This window comes from Chitinophaga sp. (assembly GCF_039596155.1).
GTDB lineage: Bacteria > Bacteroidota > Bacteroidia > Chitinophagales > Chitinophagaceae > Chitinophaga.
Genome location: NZ_JBCNKF010000010.1, coordinates 100,723 through 121,289, shown reverse-complemented (window position 1 = coordinate 121,289; position 20,567 = coordinate 100,723). Strand labels below are relative to the sequence as shown.

Here is a 20,567-nt window from a genome sequence, read left to right as displayed (position 1 = left end):
TTATAATGAATAAAGAAATCAAGATCGGCACAAGGGAAAGCCAGCTCGCATTATGGCAGGCGAATAAAGTGAAAGACCTCCTGGAAGCACAGGGTTATAGTACTGTGCTGGTGCCCATAAAAAGCGAAGGCGATATAGACCTCGTCACTCCACTGTATGAAATAGGCGTACAGGGCATATTTACCAAAAGCCTTGATATTGCCTTGCTGAACGGACGAATTGATATCGCCGTACATTCTCTCAAAGACGTTCCCACACAACTACCTGCAGGTATTATACAGGCTGCGGTACTCGAAAGAGGCCCTGTAAAAGATCTGCTGGTATATAAAACAGATACTGCTTTCCTGGACCAACCTGATTATGTGGCAAATATCGCAACCAGCAGCGTACGTCGCAAGGCACAATGGTTGCGTAAATATCCACAGCATCAGCTGCACAACCTGCGTGGAAATGTAAATACACGCCTGCAGAAACTGGCTGCTGAAAACTGGGATGGTGCCATCTTTGCTGCCGCCGGACTGGAAAGAATTGGTGTACGACCCGCTACTTCTGTGGAAATAGACTGGATGCTGCCCGCTCCTGCGCAGGGCGCGGTTGTGGCAGTATGTCGTGAGCAGGATGATTACTGCCGCCAGGCACTCGAAGCACTGAATGATCTGTCTACTGCATTATGCACACGTATTGAACGCGACTTTTTACGCACACTGATGGGTGGTTGTACCACTCCTATCAGTGCGTATGCCTTTATTAAAGATGGTGTCGTGCATTTCAACGGTGAACTTTGCAGCCTGAATGGAGATACTTTGCTGAGCATCGGGGATCTTGCTCCCCTGGAGGAGGCTGGTAGTATAGGCAAGCGTGCTGCTGAAAAAATTCTCGCACAAGGTGGGGATAAAATTGTAGCACAGATAAAAAATGGCAAATAGGTACACCATATTAAGTACGAAAACGCTCCCTGCTATTCTTCATGAAATAGCTGAGGAGAACAATATCCTGCTTCGCACACATGCCTTTTTACAGATAACACCTGTTTATTTTTCTACAGAAGGTAAAGAGGAGATCAATCAACTGATACAAACATCCGATGTCACTGTTTTTACCAGCCAGCATGCTGTAAAAGCAATTGCGGAATTTGCCATCCCTCCGGCAAGGATCTGTTGCATAGGAGGCAACACGCTTGATACGGTTCAAAAAATATTTCCGCAGGCAGCCATTGTTGCGACCGGTGATAATGGCGCCTCGCTGGCCAGTGAGATAATCGCTGACGAAAATATTCATTCAGCTGCTTTTTTCTGTAGTAAGATACGCCGGGATGTATTGCCGGAACGCCTGCTGCAAAATAATATCGCGCTCAGGGAAGTGATCGTGTATGAAACACTTTCTGACTCCATTCCAATTGAAGGCCCCGTCGATGGTATCCTTTTTTTCAGCCCCAGTGCAGTAGCGTTTTATTTTCAAAATAATACCCTTGCACCAGACACGGTTTGCTTTGCAATCGGTCATACTACCGGCGATTCACTGAAAGAATATACCAGCAATACGGTTGTGGTGAATGAAGATAAACCATCTGCCCAGGCCCTTCTGCAACTTGCAATAACTTATTTTAACAATCATAATTAAGACGAATGAACGCATTAAAGAATGACCTTTTACTGAGAGCTTTACGCGGAGAGAAAACGGAACGTACCCCTGTATGGATGATGCGCCAGGCCGGCCGTTATCTCCCTGATTATATCAAGCTACGGGAAAAATATTCCTTCTTTGAACGCTGTATGAAACCTGAGCTGGCGACAGAAATCACTGTTATGCCTGTACACCAGGTGGGCGTAGATGCCGCCATTATCTTTTCCGATATCCTTGTAGTACCACAGGCCATGGGCCTCGAAGTACAGCTGATCGAAAAGACAGGCCCCGTATTACCAGATCCTATCAGGAGTGTGGAAGACATGAAGCGGGTATGTGTACCTGATGTAAATGATAAACTGGGATATGTATTCGATGCCCTGCGTATGACCAAACAGGCACTGGATGGTGCAGTTCCGCTGATCGGTTTTGCAGGTGCGCCATGGACCCTGCTGTGCTATATGGTACAGGGCCGTGGTTCCAAAACGTTTGACGGTGCCAAGCAATTCTGCTATCAGCAACCCGCGGTAGCCCATCAGCTGCTGCAAATGATCACAGACACTACCATCATTTATCTGAAAGAACAGGTGAAAGCAGGGGCTGACCTCGTTCAGATCTTTGATTCATGGGGTGGTATGCTGAGTCCTGAAGATTTTGAAGTTTTCTCTCTCCAATACATGCGCCAGATCGTAGCAGCGCTGAAAGACGTCTGCCCTACTATCCTCTTTGCAAAAGGAGCCTGGTTTGCCCTGGAAGAAATGGCTGCAACCGGCGCCCATGGCCTTGGTATAGACTGGTGCATCAAACCTGAACTTGCCAGACAATTTGCCGGTCCGAACGTAACTTTACAGGGTAATTTCGATCCTGCTAAATTACTGGCGCCTATCCCGGAGATCGAAAAAGCGGTGAAGAACATGCTGAAAAGCTTTGGTGGGCACAGACACATTGCCAACCTGGGACACGGCATTCTGCCAAATGTACCGGTCGATCACGCAAAAGCATTTGTTGAGACAGTAAAAGCGTACTAATGAGTGTTAAAGATCAATTTATTCCATTTATACATCAGCTGCAGGATGATATCTGTACAGCACTGGAAAATATAGATGGGAAAGCTACCTTTCGCGAGGATCGCTGGGAACGGCCTGGTGGCGGCGGTGGGAAAACCCGTGTGATCGCAGACGGTAATGTATTTGAGAAAGGTGGGGTAAACACGTCTGTAGTAGAAGGTGAATTGCCTGAAGTGATGGCAAAACAGTTTGGTGTAACGGAAGCACAGTTTATGGCCTGCGGTATTTCGCTGGTGATCCATCCACTCAATCCCTACGTACCGACAGTACATGCTAACTGGCGCTACTTTGAACTGTACGATGAGAAAGGTGGTATCAAAGACAGCTGGTTTGGTGGCGGGGCAGACCTCACACCTTACTACCTGGATGAAGAAGATGGTAAACACTTCCATCGCACTTTTAAAAATGCCTGTGATCCTTTTGGTGCAGAAATATATCCGCTCTATAAAAAACAATGCGACGAATACTTTGTAAACAAGCATCGTAATAATGAGACACGCGGCATTGGCGGTATCTTCTACGATTACCAGCGCCCTGATGCGAACAGGACCGGGGAAGATCTGTACCGGTTCAGCAAAGCGACCGGTGAAGCTTTTATTCCAGCTTATCTGCCGATCGTAAAGAAGACAAAAGACCTGCCTTATACTACTGCCAATAAAGACTGGCAGGAGTACAGGAGAGGTCGTTATGTAGAGTTCAACCTGATCCATGACAGGGGTACACTATTTGGCCTGAAGACGAATGGCAGAATTGAATCTATCTTAATGAGCTTACCTCCAAGAGCCCGCTGGGAGTATGATTATCACCCGGAACCAGGTAGTCCTGAAGCCCGGCTGGTAGAATACCTGCAACCACGTGAATGGGCATAAATTGCTAACAACAAAAACAGAGATACTATGATTCGCCGTAACAGAATTTTGAGGACTAATCCCTCCATACGTGCTATGGTAGCGGAAACGATTTTAAGGCCGAGCGATTTCATTGCCCCCTTATTCATTGTAGAGGGAAATAATGTAAAAGAAGAGATCATTTCCATGCCCGGTTATTACCGGTATTCACTGGATCTGATCATTACAGAGGTGAAAGAACTGTGGAGTCTGGGTATAAAAAGTGTACTGCTGTTCGTAATGGTTCCTGATAACCTGAAAGATAATAAAGGTACTGAAGCCGTAAATCCCGACGGATTGATGCAGCGCAGTATCAAAGCCATCAAGGATGCTGTTCCGGGTATGGTGGTAATGACGGATGTGGCACTGGATCCTTATTCTATCTATGGCCACGATGGTATTGTAGAGAATGAGCAGATCGTAAACGATGCGACAGTAGAAGTACTGACCCGTATGAGCCTGAGCCATGCACAGGCAGGTGCTGATTTTGTAGCGCCCAGTGACATGATGGACGGGCGTATTCTGGCCATTCGCAATATCCTGGAAGCGAATAACTTTACGAACACGGGTATCATGGCATATAGTGCAAAATACGCTTCCTGTTTCTACGGACCATTCCGTGATGCACTGGATTCTGCACCGGGTTTTGGTGACAAGAAAACTTACCAGATGGATTATGCGAACGCGACAGAAGCGATCCTGGAAACACAGCAGGATATAGAACAAGGCGCGGATATTGTAATGGTAAAACCTGCATTGGCTTACCTCGATATCATTCGTATCCTGAAAGATAATGTGCATGTACCCATCAGTGCATACCATGTGAGTGGAGAGTATGCAATGATCAAAGCAGCCGCACAGAGAGGCTGGCTGGATGAGAACAAGACAGTACTGGAAACTCTGACCAGCATCAAGCGTGCAGGAGCAAGCCTGATTGCTACTTATTTTGCGAAAGACGCAGCTAAATTATTACAATAAACAGCTTTTAACTACCATGTACGAGCAAAGCAATAAACTTTTCGACCAGGCAAAAAATGTCATTCCCGGTGGTGTAAACTCTCCTGTACGCGCATTCAAGAGTGTAGGCGGAACACCCGTTTTCATGAAGAGCGCCAGGGGTGCATACCTCTATGATGTAGATGGCAACAGATACATCGATTACATCAATTCCTGGGGACCAATGATCATGGGGCATGCCTATGAACCGGTGGTGAAAGCTATTCAGGAGTATGCTGCCTATTCTACTTCCTTTGGTGCGCCAACGGAACTGGAAACTAAGATTGCGGAGCTGATCGTGCGCATGGTACCGAATATTGATATGGTGCGTATGGTAAATTCAGGTACAGAAGCCTGCATGTCGGCCCTGCGTGTAGCAAGGGCTTTTACCGGTCGCAATAAGTTCATCAAATTTACGGGTAACTATCATGGTCATGCCGATGCATTTCTTGTGAATGCAGGCAGCGGGGTAGCTACTTTAGGTATACAATCTGTGCCGGGTGTTACGCAAACTGTTGCGGAAGATACGTTGACCGTTCCATACAATAATTTACCGGCTGTGGAAAATCTGGTGAAGGAGTATCCGGACCAGATAGCAGCAATTATCGTGGAGCCGGTAGCGGGCAACATGGGTTGCATCCTCCCCCAGCAAGGGTTTTTGGATGGCCTCCGTTACATCTGTGATGAACATAATATCCTGCTGATCTTTGATGAGGTAATGACAGGTTTCCGTTTGGCCAGAGGGGGTGCGCAGGAACTGTTCAATATTAAAGCAGATTTGGTTACCTTTGGCAAGATAATTGGCGCAGGTATGCCTGTAGGTGCCTTCGCCGGACGTAAGGAAATCATGGAAAATGTAGCTCCGGCTGGTAAAGTCTACCAGGCAGGAACATTGAGTGGCAATCCTATAGCCATGATAGCTGGTTATACGCTTTTGCAGACGTTAAACGACAATCCTGACATCTACCGGCAATTGGCAGAGAAGACAGCATACCTCTCAGGTGGTTTACAATCAGTATTAAATGCGGCTGGCATCGTTCATCAGGTAAATAGCATTGGTTCAATGCTGAGTGTGCATTTCGCAGAATATCCTATTATTGATTTTGACGCAGCCTCCGGCGCAAACAACGAATTATTCAAGCGTTTCTTCCATTCAATGTTAGAAAAAGGTATTTACCTGCCGCCTTCTGCATTCGAAAGCTGGTTCTTAAGTAATGCTTTGACAATCGAAGATCTGGACACAACAATCGCAGCTGCAAAAAGCGCTATTGAGTCCCTGAAATAGTTAACAATTCAAATCCTGTGCAGAGTGGAAAAACGCCCCGGTCAAGTCGGGGCGTTTATTTTTTATTTACGCCTGTGCGAAAGCAGCCAGGGTACCAGATCCGGTTCAGCAAAAGCATTATCCCAGCTATTATGTCCTACACCGGGATATTCAGAATATTTTACTTCTGCCTTCAGTTTTTTCAGTGCTTCGTAGTAATCTCTTGAACCTTGTACAGGCACTACAGGATCAGCACCACCATGGAAGATCCAGACAGGAACGTTTTTGAATTTCTTTGCGTTCTCTACGGCACCGGCACCACAGATCGGGAAGCCGGCAGCCCACTTTTGCGGGTAACGGGCCAGCAGGTCGAAAGTACCCATCCCACCCAGCGATAATCCCCCGATGTAGACTTTCTTCGTTTCGATTTTTCCTGTTTTATTTAAGCTGTCTACCAGTTCTCCCACTAACCTGCCGGAGGCTGTAGGAGGTGCATCTGCAGGGAACATACGGCCTGTTTCTGTACGCTCCAGTGGTCCCCAGGTAGAATCGTTCGGGAGTTGAGGAAAGATGACGAATGCAGGGTATTTTTCCCGGATAGAATCTGTTAAGAACAATGCGCCACCGTGTGTGAGTTGGGCAGCGTTGTCACGGCCACGTTCTCCGGAGCCATGGAGGAATACGATGAGGGGGTATTTTTTATGGATGTCGTAGTGCAAAGGAGTGAGCATTCGGTAACGGAGGGTATCGCCGTTATGAATGTATTGCTCATAGCTGTAGGCACTGTAATCGGGTGTTTGTGCTGTTGCGAGAGATATGATCAGGCATAGCAGCACGGTAAAATATGTCTTCATCATGGGTGGAACTTTAAGTGCGTAAAATAGGAAGTTCCTTACTGTGAAAACAAATTTTTAAATTTTGCATACATCTGGCATGCAATTGAATGCCCCGTTTGTACGGTACGAAAAAGGGTACCTGGTGGTACCCTTTAATATTTTAATACAAAGTGTTGTTTGATTTTCATATCCGGCAGGAAGAACACCAGCCCGATAAAGAACAAATCAACGGTAAATGTTACGCGCGGATGATCCTGAATGGTCTTCCATGCTTTCTCCATGTCCTCCGTCCAGTGAATATCATCGAAGATAAAAATGGAGTGATCATGCGCCTTTGCCAGGCACTGTTCAAAGTATTCCAATGTTGGTACAGAGCGATGGTTTCCATCGATAAATACGTAATCCAACTGTGGCAATTCATCCAGCACACCTGCCAGCACGTGGTCAAAATTTCCTACACGCTGGGTAATATTCTGTATACCGAGGGACTGAAAATTCTTTCCTGCTTTTGCTGCGATATTCGGACACCCTTCTATCGTATACACCTTTGCACCTGGTGCTGCAGCTTTCGCCATATAGGATGTAGACAGTCCCATAGAAGTACCTAACTCCAGCAAATACTTCGGTTGGTAGTATTTTATCAACCTGTAAAATAACTGTCCGAATTTAGGCGGTTTCGCAGCGTGGCGGGTAATATCTCTCACAGCCCGTTCATTGCCGGCGTTCATGAGGGATCCTGCCCCGAGGTCAGTTACCTGCAGGGTTTCATTACTCTTCAGCAGGTCTTTCCGCAGTTGTTCGACTGCTTTATAATCAGCAGGCTGGCTTTTATCTCTCAATACGTCTTCAATCATGGTATACACAAACGGAGAGTGTACATCATGCCGGTTACCGGCTGTGAAGTAATAATTCAGGTATTTCTTAGCAAGTTGCCACTGTACATTCATCAGCTTAATAAATTTTCGACCGGATCAGCCCCATTTTATGCAGGCAGTATTGCACTGATACGCGCAATACACCCAGTCCGTAGATCGTACTTCTTTTAAAGTTAATACTGGATGCCTCATCAAAGTACTTGGTAGGGCAGGTCACCTCCCCTATTTCGTAACCTTTCATGAAGATCTGGGACAACATCTCATTATCAAAGATAAAATCGTCATTGTCAGCCATATAGTTGATATCCCTGAGAACAGTTGCTGAAAATGCACGGTAACCGGTGTGGTATTCACTCAGTTTTTCGTTCATGAGCAGGTTCTGGAACAGGGTCAGGAAACGGTTAAAGCAGTACTTATAGATGGGCATTCCACCTTTTAAGGCACCTTTTCCCAGGATCCTTGAGCCAAGCACTACCGGATAGACGTCATTGGCAATGATTGAACTCATCGCGATAATCAGTTTTGGCGTATACTGATAATCAGGATGTAACATGATTACAATATCTGCGCCTAATTCCAGGGCCTTGTTGTAACAGGACTTCTGATTACCGCCATAGCCCTTATTGGCATCATGACGGATGATATGGCGGATGCCCAGTCGCTTTCCTACGGCGACTGTCTCGTCTTTACTGGCGTCGTCGACCAATACAACGTCATCCACTATATCAAATGGAATTTCCTGGTAAGTTTTTTCCAGTGTTAATGCAGCGTTGTAGGCAGGCAATACCACCACTATCTTTTTACTATTCAGCATGCTAGTGGGTAGATTTGGGGGCAAAGGTAATAAAGTAGTTGAAAGACTGGCAATTTCAACTTAGTATAAATTGTTATCTTTGTGCTAACAAGCATTTTGGCACTATATTTTCTTAGCATTTAGGTTGATATAGTTCCAAAATGCTAATAATAGCATGCTAATTCACTTACAGGTCTCAACTGCTGGTTATTGATTTTATAACCTTAGGAGGAGATTGTACCTGACAGTGAACAATTTGCAAATCAAATCAGGCCAATATCATGCATTTAAATTCTATGAGATATCTGACACTTTTATTGATCTGTCTTGCCGGCACTCAAATTGCCCTGGCACAGGAACCTAAGCCTCAACAACCTACGGATTCTAACGCTGAATTAAAGAATGTGGTGATGCCACAAGTTAGGAGCCAGGACACTATCATTCGCAGAATAATGGATGAATTGCAGCGGATCCAGGCGAGCGATCAGACAAATTCAAACGCCATACAGGGGTTACTGCAGGGCCGGGAAATTGATAACATCACCAAGTACCAGCTGATCAGGAACAACATTGTTTATGCAAGCGAAACCTACTACCTGCTGAACAAAAAAATTATTGACCTGAAGTCGCGTACGACTACCAACAATCTTGATGTATTCATCACCTCACTGAACAACCCTGAGAGTAAAGAACTCGGGTTCTCACTGAGTGACCGTATCGTAGAACTGGTAGAGAAAGTAGTACTGAAAGGTAAAAAGGATAAAAACGATGACAAGAGTAACAAAATCGTAGAATCGACCAAGTCTATCATCGCGAGTCCTATCTTCCAGAGCTTTACATCATTGACTCCTCCGCTGGCGATCGCTAACTCTGTCATGAACTTCCTGCACAGTGTAAGTATCAACAATAAGGAAATCAACCAGCAAACGCTGAAGGAGTTCGAAAAAGAACTGAACAAATATGTAGTATACTATACTGCGTTGAATGATGCGAACAACAAGTTTGAGTACGGTCTGAACTTCAACAAAGACCAGCTCAACCTGCTGCACGACAACCTGTATGATCACATTATGTTTACAGCAAGCGCCCTGAAATTTAACCTGCCACAGCGTGGTAACAAATCGCTCGGCGAAACACTGAACGACTTTTTCTTTGATTTCAAAAAAGAGAAAGTGGTGTTGTTCTTTGACGACCTTGAAAACAAGTATACCAAGGGCAAGAAGGTAGATTACGAAGCACTGCTGCGTGAGAATCCAAATCTGAAAGAGGTAAACAACCAGCTGGAAGACCTGGTATTGCAGACAAAACGCTTTGAGAATCTGTACAATGAATACTTTACCCTGCTGGATTCTTATTATGGTAAAGTAGCCAATGCGCTGAAGATTGCACAGGACAATGGCCTGGCAGATAAGGCGACCATTGATGCGAAACAATCTGAGTTCCGTAACCTGAAGGATGAAGCAGTAAAAGAAATTCAGGCTTCTATCAACATCAAGGAACTTTACAACAACACTGACAAGATCAAATATCGTTACAGAATATTCTAATTCAGCATGGCAAATGCTGATACACTCCCCGGGAATTATGACAATAATTTTCGGGGAGTTTTTTTATGTTACTTTTGCTTATGACTACCGTTCAACTGGAATATATTGTTGCTGTAGACACCTACCGCAGTTTTGTCGTCGCCGCCGAGAAATGCTTTGTTACACAACCTACGTTGAGTATGCAGATTCAGAAGCTGGAGGATGAATTAGGAGTGAAAATATTTGACCGAAGTAAACTTCCGGTAGTACCTACCGAGATAGGTGTGGAAATAGTCGAGCAATCCCGTGTTATACTGAAAGAAAACAGCCGGATCAAAGAGATTGTAGCTGGTCATAAAAAAGAGGTACAGGGTAATCTTCGTGTTGGTATTATTCCTACACTGGCGCCTTACCTGCTGCCACGTATTCTGACAGGTTTTATGAAAAAATATCCGAAGGTAAAACTGGAGATCTGGGAGTATCCTACGGAGCAGATCGTACAACAGTTAAAGCTGGAACAACTGGATTGCGGCTTGCTGGCAACACCGCTGGAAAATCCGAACCTGGAGGAGCAGCCATTGTTCTACGAATCTTTCGTGGTGTATGCTGCCAAAACAAATCCGCTGTTTGAGAAGAAAGTGGTCAAGCCGGAAGACATCGATGTACGTGAAGTATGGTTGCTGAATGAAGGGCATTGTATGCGCAACCAGGTGTTGAATATCTGCAGAGATAAGTTTACTATGGGAGAGTACAAAAACCTCGAGTATAATACAGGGAGTGTAGAGACACTGAAGCGGATGGTAGATCTGAATGCAGGGTACACGATATTGCCGGAGTTGTCATTGCAGGACCTGTCGGCGAGACAAATGAATATGGTGCGGTTTTTTAAGTCGCCCGAGCCGGTAAGAGAGATAAGTCTTGTGACACATCGTTTCTTTGTAAAACAGGCGTTAATTGCGGCTTTTAAGAAAGAAATCCTGGCACATGTGCCGGAAAAGATGAAGGCGCAGAAGAATAAGAAGGTGGTAGAAATTAGTTTATAACATAAAAAAGGGGCCGGTAATACCGGCCCCTTTTTATCAATATCATTTTACAGGTTTGTAGTACTTCATCGCTTCAGGCATCAGGTTCTGCAACTGTGCGATTCTGCGCTCATCGCTCGGGTGAGTGCTCATCAACTCCATTGGCTTGCTGCTGCTGGCACTGGCTGCCGCCATTCTCTGCCAGAAAGGAATGGCTTCCTGTGGGTTATATCCCGCCATTGCCATGAAGATCACGCCCAGGTGGTCTGCTTCCAGTTCATTTTGTCTTGAAAACGCCAGCATACCCAAATTACCCCCTACACCAAAAGACTGCAGGAAGATATTCTGCGCCTGTGGATTTTTGTTCAATGCAACAGACCCGGCGATCTCGATACCCTGAGATACCAGCTGCTGGCTCATACGCTCATTACCATGCCGTGCGATCGCATGTGCAATTTCGTGTCCCATTACACAAGCCAGGGAGGTTTCGTTCTGTGTAACCGGGAGGAGACCAGTATATACGACTACTTTACCTCCGGGCATACACCAGGCATTCACCTCCTTACTATCCACCAGGTTGAATTCCCATTTATAATTTGCGACTTCATTTCCCATGTTATGCTGGGTCATGTATTGCGTAACGGCAGCACTGATACGTGCCCCTACCCGCTTTACCATGTCAGCATCTTTGTTGCCGGCAGCAGTAACGGTTTTATTTTGCGTAAGGAAAGTCTGGTACTCTGTCAGTGCCATGGACTGCATCGTGCTTTCCGGAATCAGGTTTAACTGGCTGCGACCAGTGATAGGTACTTTCGCACAGCTCATCATCATTGCTACACTTGCTCCAATAAACAGGAATTTTTTTTGCATCTGATACAAATTTGAATTTTATGGGGGGCGCCCCTTTATTAGCTACAGTCTATAAACGGATTTGATCATGGCCATTACGAATGTCGTAATAATCATGATCAAAATATTATTAAAATAAAGTAAATAATCTGTGGTACAGTGCAAGAGATATGCCAAATACAGGGATTACTTCCTGTCTCTGTGCCTGAACAAAGGTACTTTGCTTTCGTTACCGTTCAGCAGACGGAAGATATTTTTCTGGTGGGTGAGTACCACCATCAGTGCAACAGCGATAGCAAAGATGCGATAGAACTTCTCAGGTTCATTGAAGATGAACAGGATCAGGATCGGGAATGCAATACTTGCTATAATAGAGCTTAACGATACGTATCTGGTTAGGAACAGGATCAACAGGAACACGCCTACACAGCAGATAGCTACCAGTGGCTGGATGGCCAGTACTAAACCGAAAAGGGTAGCGATACCTTTACCACCACGGAAACTTGCCCAGATGGGGAAGATATGTCCAACTACTGCTGCCAGGCCCAGACCGATCTGCAGGTTGACAAGCTGCGTCAGGTGATCCGGATTGTTATAATAACCTACCAGATAAGCCAGTCGCACAGCCATTACTCCTTTGATCATATCGACCAGCATCACAAACGATCCGGCTTTGGGACCCAGGACACGGAAAGTATTCGTAGCACCGGCATTGCCGCTGCCATATTCCCGGATGTCCATACCAAATACGCCTTTACTCACCCATACCGCAGTAGGTATGGACCCGATCAGATAAGCACAAAAAAGCAACAATAATTCTGTCATACAATAAGTTAGGTTTTGCTAAGATAGTAATTTTCAATGTTAAAGTCCGTTAAAGTTAAGAAAATATTAAAATTAACATTAACACGAACATTGGATTATCAGGACTTATTATATAAGCATGTTATAACATATATGCTATTTCCTTGCTAAGAGTTTCATAGCCAGCCAATTATCCTTATCTAGTGTGGTCTCCAGGACTAAACCATGCTGCCTGGCGGCTTCCAGAATAGCAGGTTCATCTTCTTTCAAAATGCCGCTCAACAGCAAAATACCATCTCTTTCCAATAATCTACGCATATCTGCCATGAATTCCAGCAGGATGTTGCGGTTGATATTAGCTAACACGATATGGTAAGTGTTCCGGATATTCTTCAGGGTATCAGACTGCCATACTTTTACGGCCAGTGCGCCATTATTTTCGATGTTTTCCCGGGTATTTTCCACGGACCAGGTATCGATGTCGATAGCATCGATCACTGCGGCACCCATTTTGGCAGCAAGGATAGCCAGGATACCGGTACCGGTACCAAAGTCAAATACTTTCTTACCCCGAAAGGCAATGCCCTGCATCAGTTTGATCATAGATGCAGTAGTAGCATGGTGCCCTGTGCCGAAAGACATCTTAGGTGTAATGACCACTTCATGTAGCGGTGTTGGATCAAATGGTGCATGGAAAGAGGCCCTGATACCGCAGAAATTGTCAACCAGTACAGGTTGGAAATTGCTTTCCCATACTGCATTCCAGTTCTCCTGTTCTACAATTTTGCTCGTATAGGCAACGTCATAGGCACCAGTGAGGGTATTCACTGCCTCCTCATCAAAATTAATAGCTGGAATATAGGCTACCAGCGTAGCGCCTTGTTCTTCAAACCCGTCGAATCCTATTTCAGATAATTCAGCTATAAGAATATCTTTTATTTCATTGGTGCAGGTAAGGGTGATAGCTGTATGTGTCATAAAGCAAATTTAATAAAATCGACCACTTTTGCGTAGGGCGGTTGTACGTTAATGCCTCATTTTCATGTTATTGTAATGTTAATGGTAAAATATCCCTGTTTACAGCTATATAACACATAACATGTTAATTTTATATTTGCATTATAGTTAATATAAAATTTGCATCCTATGAAGACCTGTTTACTTGCTATCGCGGCCCTCTTTCTTTCCCTCATGACCCAGGCACAAGATGTTGTGAAGTTGTTCCATGATGATACCATGGTGGATTCAATTACTTATACAAACAACACCAGTGTCATAGTTATCAACAAGGTTGACCTGGTAAATTATTTCAAGGTACTGGACACAATGCTGTACAACAATTGTTATGATCCCAGGAGTTTCCGTAACATCCAGTTTGCACACCTGACCAACCAGGAAGTTGAGAATCACTTCAAAGCGGCCAAAGCATGGCTGGATGATTCGACTCATACTGAGTACAATTTCGATACTAATAAATTTACGCTGTTCTGGACGCAGGGCGCAGGTATCCTGTTGCCTTACATAGAAGACATGCTATCGCAGTTGCTCGTAGATGGCAGACTGGCTGTAGTAGAGAAAGCTACGAAAGTACGTGTACCTCAGTATAATATCTTCTACGAGTATATTGGTGGAGGAGAGTATAAGATATATAAACTGCCAGGTGGCAAGATCATTTTCAGAGAAAGTAATATTTACCTGGAGCAACTGAGCAAAAGCTAACTAACCCAACATTTGATATTCATGCTTGCTGAAAATGGCGCCCGCAGGGGCGCCATTTTTATTTCGTGGTAAATATTCTCCAGGGTAAAAAAGACGCCTTTTAATAGTCTGAGTAAGGTTTTGCATGACACAAAATAATATCCTGGTGAGATACATTGTGTGCATAATAGCTATCCCCTATTAATTTTTTCCATTCCGCATCTGCGCCAAATGCTTTCCAGTGGGCTTCTCTTTCTGCCCTGCTGGTAAAGCTCGTCATATACATGAGGTTAGGCATCCTGCTGCCACTGAGCACACTGGAATAAAATATCGCATTAAAGCCAAGGCGGTTGAAAATACCTACTTCATTGCCTTTATTAAACATATCTACCTTATTCTGGTATAAGCGCTCTGTAGGGCCTTCATAACTCCGCAGTTCATAAATGGCGCCTGTATCTTTTTGAAAGCCCGGCGTGGCCATGTGTGGCATTTCAGGAAAAGCTTCCAGGATGATGTTCTCCATTCTGCTGTATGCAGGTTTATCCCAGGCCGCTTCCAGGTATTCCTTTCCATCGCGGACATAAGCAGCATCTTTCATGGCGTTTTCAGGCCATTTGAGCAGCTTTCCCAGATTGGATGAAGGGATGAGTATGTAAAGCGTGGTATCGTTGTTAATCGGCTTAAACACACCTATTTTACCGAACCCCTGCTTATGCAGAACAGGGAGGAGTGCCTGCTGGCAATAGTTATCTAGTATGGCCTCCTGCCCTTTATCCTTCAGATGATATACCAGCAAACTATAGAACTCTTTTTTTGGTGGTACAGGATGTGCCTGTGTCATCCAGGGCAGGAGAAAAAAGAACAGGCAAAGCACATTAAAATTGTTTCCGTTTAAGAAATAGCGGGTGTTTTTCGATGGCAGTGGAATCTTCATAATAAAATTCAATCTGTTATGAAATTATAGTAGAATATCTGATAATGGCATATAAATGTTAGGAGCGGTCAATGGGGAGTGATAAGCATAAAAAAAGGTGTATCAGTCATCTGATACACCTTTTCTCTTATAGAAGAATATAAACTATTCGTCAAACATTGGTTCCATTGGCTCATCAGCCTGGCTGGACATTGGAGGCTGCTGCTGAGGGCGTGGGCCACGATCACCACCATCACGACGATCTCCACGGTCACCACCTCTGCTACCACCACGATCGCCACCGCGATCATTGCGGAAACCACCACGGTCGCCACCTCTGCCGCCGCGATCATCACGACGATCTCCACGGTCACCTCTGTCGCCACGCTCCGGACGGTCACCTTCAGGTCTTTCTACATAACCTTCTGGTTTTGGCATCAGGATACGACGGCTCAGTTTGAACTTACCGGTCTTAGGATCAGTACCTACCAGTTTCACTTTCACTTTCTCCCCTTCGGTCAGCACGCCATCCATATTTTCCAGACGTTTCCAGGAAACTTCGGAGATATGCAGCAAGCCTTGTTTACCAGGCAGGAATTCAACGAAAGCACCGTAAGGCATTACTGATTTTACAGTAGACTCATACACTTCGCCAATTTCAGGCACCGCAACGATACCCTTGATCCAGGTGAGTGCTTTGTCCAGACCTTCTTTCTGTGCAGAGAAGATGCTCACTTCGCCGGTTTCACCAACTTCTTCGATGTTGATGGTAGTACCGGTTTCGCGCTGGATCTCCTGAATCACTTTACCACCTGGTCCGATCACAGCACCGATGAATTCGCGGTCGATGATCAGTTTCTCCATACGTGGAGCATGTGGTTTAGGCTCAGGACGAGCGGTTTCGATACAACCGTACATCGCATCGATGATGTGCAGACGACCATTACGGGCCTGTTCGAGTGCTTTACGCATTACGTCCATGCTCAGACCGTCTACTTTGATATCCATCTGGATACCACAGATACCATCACGGGTACCAGTTACTTTGAAGTCCATATCACCCAGGTGATCTTCATCTCCAAGGATGTCGGTCAGTACTGCCCATTTGCCATCAGAAGCACGGGAGATCAGACCCATTGCCACACCAGATACGTGTTTAGGCAAAGGAACACCCGCATCCATCAGCGCCAGGGAACCAGCACAAACAGTTGCCATTGAAGAAGAACCGTTTGACTCCAGGATATCGGATACGACACGTACAGTGTAAGCATATTCACTACCTGGCATCATCTGCTTCAGGGAACGCATTGCCAGGTTACCATGACCTACTTCACGACGGCCAGGTCCACGCATTGGCTTTACTTCACCTGTAGAGAACGGAGGGAAATTATAATGGAGGATAAATTTAGAATACTTGGACGTAGCAGCGCTTTCGATCAGCAGTTCATCATCCGGTGTACCGAGGGTAACAGTAGTCAGGGACTGTGTTTCACCACGGGTGAACAGTGCAGAACCGTGAGGAGAAGGCAGGATATCAATTTCCATGTTCAGCGGACGAACCTGGTCGAGGCTACGGCCATCCAGGCGAACGCTTTCGTCCAGGATCATGTTACGTACCACTTCCTTTTCGAGGTCATGGAAATACCTGCCTACCAGTGGCGCATCTTCTTCCGGCAATTCGCCGAGAGATTCTTTCACTTCGTCTTCGATGGCATGGAATGCATCGCTACGTTCGTGTTTGCCTGAACCAGACTTAGCTACTGCCAGGATCTTTTCTTTAGCAAACGCTATGATTTTAGCTTTCAGTTCCTCATTTTCATAAGGCTTCGCATATTCACGTTTTCCGGTTACACCAGCCAGATCACGCAGTTGTTCCTGCGCCTTCACCTGGGTACGGATCGCTTCGTGTGCGAATTCGATCGCTTTGATAATATCTTCCTCGCTGCACTCCTTGCTTTCACCTTCCACCATCATGATGTTCTTGTCAGTAGCACCGATGATGAAGTCCATATCAGCTTTTTCCAGCTGGGAGCGGTTTGGATTTATAACTAATTGACCCTCAATGCGGGCAACGCGTACTTCAGAAATAATTTCCTGGATAGGTACATCAGATACTGCGAGTGCAGCAGATGCAGCCAGACAAGCCAGTGCATCAGGCATCACCTCATTGTCAGAAGAGATCAGGCTTACTAATACCTGTACTTCGCAGAAATAATCGTCAGGGAACAAAGGGCGCAGCGCGCGGTCGATCAAACGTGATATTAAAACTTCATAGTCGGATAATTTTCCTTCGCGCTTGAAGAAGGAACCTGGGATACGACCAGCAGAAGCAAATTTTTCCTGGTAATCAACTGTGAGGGGGAAGAAAGACTGTCCGGGTTTGGGTTCTTTATTGGCAACTACGGTGGCCAGGAGAATATTATTTCCCAGACGAACCGTTACAGCACCATCAGCCTGGCGGGCTAACTTACCAGTCTCAAGGGTGACAATCCGGCCATCTCCTATATCGAAAGTAACTGATTTAGGTGTCAGATTCATAAAAAAGTGAAGATTAAAATGGTATACCTAAAAAAAAACTATTCCCAACCTTAAAAGTTGGGAATAGCGCTATAAAAAAGTTTCAGTTTATTTTCTGAGACCTAACTTCTCAATCAGAGCGCGGTAGCCTGTGAGGTTTGTTTTAGACAGGTAAGAAAGTAAACGCTTTCTTTGACCAACCATTTTCATCAAACCGCGGTGTGTAGAAAAGTCTTTTTTGTTTTCTTTCAGGTGACTGGAAATGCTGTTGATACGCTCAGTCAGCAGTGCAACTTGTGCTTCTACAGAGCCGGTATTTTTCTCGCTTCCACCAAATTCTTTAAAAATATTGGCTTTCTTTTCAACAGTTAAGTAAGACATCTTGTAATAAATAATAAAATGATAAAGGTTATTAGTCGCTATTTTTCCGGGGCAAAGGTAAAATAAAATTATTAATTAACCATCACAAGTAAAAATATTCCGTCCGGTATAGCGACAATTGTCCCCCGGTCTGGAATTTTACACCCGAATTGTAAGCTGTTTCTTTTATACGAAATTGACGGTAGCATGGTCTGACACCCGCCCATTCTCTGTTCTCAACACTCTTGACGGAAATTTCTGTAATAATATATAGTCATGCGTAGCCATCACGACTGCAGCCCCTTCTTCCCGGCTAATGCGGAATAACAGCTGCATAATGCCATCGGAAGTCTCCGGATCCAGGTTCCCGGTAGGCTCATCAGCCAGGATCAGCTTAGGCGAGTTCAGCATAGCACGGGCTATATCCACACGTTGCTGCTCTCCCCCACTCAGTTCATAAGGCATTTTGAACCCTTTTGTGGTCAATCCCACCTTTTCCAGCACATCATCGATCTTTTCTTCCATCTTCTTTTTGTCTTCCCAGCCAATGGCGCGCAACACAAATTTCAGGTTGTCATGTACGTTCCGGTCTGTCAGCAGCTGGAAATCCTGGAATACCACGCCCAGGTTACGACGCAGGAAAGGTACCTTTTTCCAGTCCATCTTTTTCAGGTCGAACCCTACTACCTGACCCGCCCCCTCTTTCAGGGAAAGATCCCCGTACAGGGTTTTCAGCAAACTTGACTTGCCTGTTCCCGTCTTTCCAATCAGGTATACAAATTCACCCTTGTTGACCGTAATATTTACATCTGACAAGATCAGGGAATTCCCCTGGTAAATATTAACGTTTGATAACTGTATAATCGGTTGTTCTGCGCTCATGTACTTTTGAAAATGGGTTTAGTATAACAAAAATAGCTAAATCCATGCTAGTTTGTTAGAACTAATTTATTAGTTTACATTATAAATTCAGAGACATGTCGGGAATAAAAACATTGACCAAAGCAGAAGAACAGATTATGCAGGCCCTCTGGCAGATAGGACCCGCCTTTGTAAAGGACATTATTGAAACACTTCCGGCACCCAAACCGCATTATAATACCATCAGCACGCTGGTGAAAATCCTGATTGACAAGGGATTTGTTGATTTCAAGGCATATGGTAAGTCACACCAGTATTTTCCTTTGGTTACCAAGGAAGAATATAGTCAGAATACGCTACAACAGGTCGCGAAGGGGTACTTTGCCGGTTCTTTTAAAAATATGGTGTCTTTTTTTGTGAAAAAAAACGACCTCAGCATCTTAGAATTGGAATCGCTGCTGGAACAAATCAAAAAAGCTGAAAACAAATGATGCTACCATATATCCTAAAGGTATTGATCTGCTCAGGGGTGTTGTATGGCTATTATGCACTTGCTTTGAAAAACAGCACACTGCATCAGTGGAACCGGGTATTCTTACTGCTGGCACCAGTTATTTCACTGGTATTACCATTGATTCAATTTCCTTTTGTACAAAAGGGGATGATGATGAAGATGCTGGAAGTGAGAGCCTATACCAGCACCCAGGTTGCTGCGCCGGGAGGTACTTTTAATATGGTTTCTTTCATATATACCTTATATATAGGAGTGGTCATCGCATTGCTGGTCCGCATGGTGCTGAGCTGGCGGAAACTGCGGCTCCTGGTATTGCAGGGCGAGGTGCAGGAAGATGCCGGGTATACTGCGATCCGACATACCGGGGTGTTAACGCCCTTTTCTTTTTTTAACAGGATCTTCTTTCATGAAACACTCGATGAACCAGTGCTGCGGCATGAACTGGCACATATAAGGGGCTATCATACCATCGATAAGCTATGGATGGAAGCATTGTGTGCTGTTTGCTGGTTGAATCCTTTCTTCTATCTGATAAAGAAAGAACTGGCGATGGTACATGAGTTTATAGCAGACAGGGAAGCTGCTGCTGATACAAAGGCAGATTATGCAAAGGTGCTGTTGCAGATGACTTTGCAGACAAAGTCGCTGATTGGAGTGAGCACATTTGGACAATCGCCGGTGAAGAGAAGGATCAACATGTTACTTGCGCATAAGACGAATTATACATTCCTAAAGAAGATTTTCATTATCCCTATAGCTATTGTTTTGTTGCTGATAATGGGTAGTCAGCGGCCCACCATGGCAGTCACCAACCCGACTGCCATGGAAGAGGTCTTTACTTTTGTAGAAAAGCCTCCGACGTTCATGGGTGGTGAAAAAGAGCTGGTGAAATACCTGTCTGGCACTATTCATTATCCGAAGGAGGCGCAGCAGGCAAATATTGGCGGGACGGTCTTTGTGCAGTTTATCGTGGGTGCTGATGGGGCGATACGTGATGTGAAGACGGTGGGAAAATTCCTGGGACATGGATTAGAGGAAGAGAGTATCAGGGTGGTGAATGCCATGCCTAAATGGATGGCAGGATCACAAGCGGGGAAACAGGTAAGCGTGCTGTTTTACCTGCCGATCAGGTACCAGTTGGAGAGCTAGACACAGGAACCTC

General features: G+C 45.1%; 21 protein-coding genes. 11 read left to right on the top strand and 10 right to left on the bottom strand.

Features of this window, described 5'->3' with window-relative positions:
* The first annotated feature begins 5 nt into the window (after positions 1 to 5).
* From hemC to hemL, 6 genes are read left to right on the top strand one after another with little or no spacing between them, the layout of a single operon-like run.
* Positions 6 to 926 (top strand): hydroxymethylbilane synthase, encoded by a 921-nt coding sequence (hemC, locus tag ABDW33_RS12200; RefSeq protein WP_343690344.1) that lies wholly within the window; start codon positions 6 to 8, stop codon positions 924 to 926.
* Positions 916 to 1,620 carry a uroporphyrinogen-III synthase gene (locus ABDW33_RS12195; RefSeq protein ID WP_343690343.1) on the top strand — a complete coding sequence of 235 codons (705 nt, stop codon included), beginning with the start codon at positions 916 to 918 and terminating at the stop codon, positions 1,618 to 1,620. Before hemC ends, ABDW33_RS12195 begins: the two co-directional genes overlap by 11 nt.
* A 5-nt stretch (positions 1,621 to 1,625) precedes the next feature.
* On the top strand, positions 1,626 to 2,651 hold the full coding sequence (hemE, locus tag ABDW33_RS12190; RefSeq protein ID WP_343690342.1) for a uroporphyrinogen decarboxylase: 1,026 nt from the start codon (positions 1,626 to 1,628) through the stop codon (positions 2,649 to 2,651).
* Positions 2,651 to 3,559, top strand: coding sequence for an oxygen-dependent coproporphyrinogen oxidase (hemF, locus tag ABDW33_RS12185; RefSeq protein ID WP_343690341.1), 909 nt, complete (start codon positions 2,651 to 2,653; stop codon positions 3,557 to 3,559). Before hemE ends, hemF begins: the two co-directional genes overlap by 1 nt.
* A gap of 27 nt (positions 3,560 to 3,586) precedes the next feature.
* Positions 3,587 to 4,555 (top strand): porphobilinogen synthase, encoded by a 969-nt coding sequence (gene hemB / locus ABDW33_RS12180; protein WP_343690340.1) that lies wholly within the window; start codon positions 3,587 to 3,589, stop codon positions 4,553 to 4,555.
* 16 nt (positions 4,556 to 4,571) lie between these two features.
* Complete coding sequence (hemL, locus tag ABDW33_RS12175) at positions 4,572 to 5,858, top strand: glutamate-1-semialdehyde 2,1-aminomutase (protein ID WP_343690339.1); 1,287 nt, start codon at positions 4,572 to 4,574, stop codon at positions 5,856 to 5,858.
* Positions 5,859 to 5,920: 62 nt separating this feature from the next.
* On the opposite strand, the gene ABDW33_RS12170 is transcribed toward hemL, so the two are convergent.
* From ABDW33_RS12170 to ABDW33_RS12160, 3 genes are all read right to left on the bottom strand, one after another.
* A complete protein-coding gene (locus ABDW33_RS12170; protein ID WP_343690338.1) occupies positions 5,921 to 6,694 on the bottom strand; it encodes an alpha/beta hydrolase in 774 nt (257 codons plus the stop codon).
* A 131-nt stretch (positions 6,695 to 6,825) separates the two neighbouring features.
* Positions 6,826 to 7,620, bottom strand: coding sequence for a class I SAM-dependent methyltransferase (locus tag ABDW33_RS12165; RefSeq protein WP_343690337.1), 795 nt, complete (start codon positions 7,618 to 7,620; stop codon positions 6,826 to 6,828).
* A gap of 4 nt (positions 7,621 to 7,624) precedes the next feature.
* On the bottom strand, positions 7,625 to 8,362 hold the full coding sequence (locus ABDW33_RS12160; protein WP_343690336.1) for a glycosyltransferase family 2 protein: 738 nt from the start codon (positions 8,360 to 8,362) through the stop codon (positions 7,625 to 7,627).
* A gap of 275 nt (positions 8,363 to 8,637) precedes the next feature.
* Here ABDW33_RS12160 and ABDW33_RS12155 point away from each other — a divergent pair, with 275 nt between their 5' ends.
* Positions 8,638 to 9,888 (top strand): hypothetical protein, encoded by a 1,251-nt coding sequence (locus ABDW33_RS12155; RefSeq protein WP_343690335.1) that lies wholly within the window; start codon positions 8,638 to 8,640, stop codon positions 9,886 to 9,888.
* Between the two features lie 80 nt (positions 9,889 to 9,968).
* Positions 9,969 to 10,910: a LysR substrate-binding domain-containing protein gene (locus ABDW33_RS12150; RefSeq protein ID WP_343690334.1), complete on the top strand. Its 942-nt coding sequence runs from the start codon at positions 9,969 to 9,971 to the stop codon at positions 10,908 to 10,910.
* Between the two features lie 42 nt (positions 10,911 to 10,952).
* Here ABDW33_RS12150 and ABDW33_RS12145 read toward each other — a convergent pair whose 3' ends face one another.
* The 3 genes from ABDW33_RS12145 to prmA form a co-directional block, all read right to left on the bottom strand.
* Complete coding sequence (locus tag ABDW33_RS12145; RefSeq protein ID WP_343690333.1) at positions 10,953 to 11,759, bottom strand: M48 family metallopeptidase; 807 nt, start codon at positions 11,757 to 11,759, stop codon at positions 10,953 to 10,955.
* 165 nt (positions 11,760 to 11,924) lie between these two features.
* Entirely contained in the window at positions 11,925 to 12,563 is a 639-nt protein-coding gene (gene plsY, locus ABDW33_RS12140; RefSeq protein WP_343690332.1) for a glycerol-3-phosphate 1-O-acyltransferase PlsY, read from the bottom strand.
* A gap of 135 nt (positions 12,564 to 12,698) precedes the next feature.
* Positions 12,699 to 13,520 carry a 50S ribosomal protein L11 methyltransferase gene (prmA, locus tag ABDW33_RS12135; protein WP_343690331.1) on the bottom strand — a complete coding sequence of 274 codons (822 nt, stop codon included), beginning with the start codon at positions 13,518 to 13,520 and terminating at the stop codon, positions 12,699 to 12,701.
* 168 nt (positions 13,521 to 13,688) lie between these two features.
* On the opposite strand from prmA, the gene ABDW33_RS12130 reads away from it, so the two are divergent.
* The gene (locus tag ABDW33_RS12130) at positions 13,689 to 14,261 is read left to right on the top strand and encodes a hypothetical protein (protein ID WP_343690330.1); all 573 of its coding nucleotides are present in this window, start codon (positions 13,689 to 13,691) and stop codon (positions 14,259 to 14,261) included.
* A gap of 100 nt (positions 14,262 to 14,361) precedes the next feature.
* Here the strand turns inward: ABDW33_RS12130 and ABDW33_RS12125 are convergent, their stop codons facing one another.
* The 4 genes from ABDW33_RS12125 to ABDW33_RS12110 all read right to left on the bottom strand — a co-directional run bounded on the left by ABDW33_RS12125 (position 14,362) and on the right by ABDW33_RS12110 (position 18,912).
* The gene (locus ABDW33_RS12125; RefSeq protein ID WP_343690329.1) at positions 14,362 to 15,174 is read right to left on the bottom strand and encodes an NIPSNAP family protein; all 813 of its coding nucleotides are present in this window, start codon (positions 15,172 to 15,174) and stop codon (positions 14,362 to 14,364) included.
* A gap of 144 nt (positions 15,175 to 15,318) precedes the next feature.
* Entirely contained in the window at positions 15,319 to 17,691 is a 2,373-nt protein-coding gene (locus ABDW33_RS12120; protein ID WP_343690328.1) for a polyribonucleotide nucleotidyltransferase, read from the bottom strand.
* 87 nt (positions 17,692 to 17,778) lie between these two features.
* Complete coding sequence (gene rpsO / locus ABDW33_RS12115; protein WP_072361215.1) at positions 17,779 to 18,051, bottom strand: 30S ribosomal protein S15; 273 nt, start codon at positions 18,049 to 18,051, stop codon at positions 17,779 to 17,781.
* Positions 18,052 to 18,216: 165 nt separating this feature from the next.
* A complete protein-coding gene (locus tag ABDW33_RS12110) occupies positions 18,217 to 18,912 on the bottom strand; it encodes an ATP-binding cassette domain-containing protein (RefSeq protein WP_343690327.1) in 696 nt (231 codons plus the stop codon).
* Positions 18,913 to 19,007: 95 nt separating this feature from the next.
* On the opposite strand from ABDW33_RS12110, the gene ABDW33_RS12105 reads away from it, so the two are divergent.
* Positions 19,008 to 19,382 carry a BlaI/MecI/CopY family transcriptional regulator gene (locus tag ABDW33_RS12105; protein WP_343690326.1) on the top strand — a complete coding sequence of 125 codons (375 nt, stop codon included), beginning with the start codon at positions 19,008 to 19,010 and terminating at the stop codon, positions 19,380 to 19,382.
* Complete coding sequence (locus ABDW33_RS12100; RefSeq protein WP_343690325.1) at positions 19,379 to 20,554, top strand: M56 family metallopeptidase; 1,176 nt, start codon at positions 19,379 to 19,381, stop codon at positions 20,552 to 20,554. Before ABDW33_RS12105 ends, ABDW33_RS12100 begins: the two co-directional genes overlap by 4 nt.
* The last annotated feature ends 13 nt before the right edge of the window (positions 20,555 to 20,567 follow it).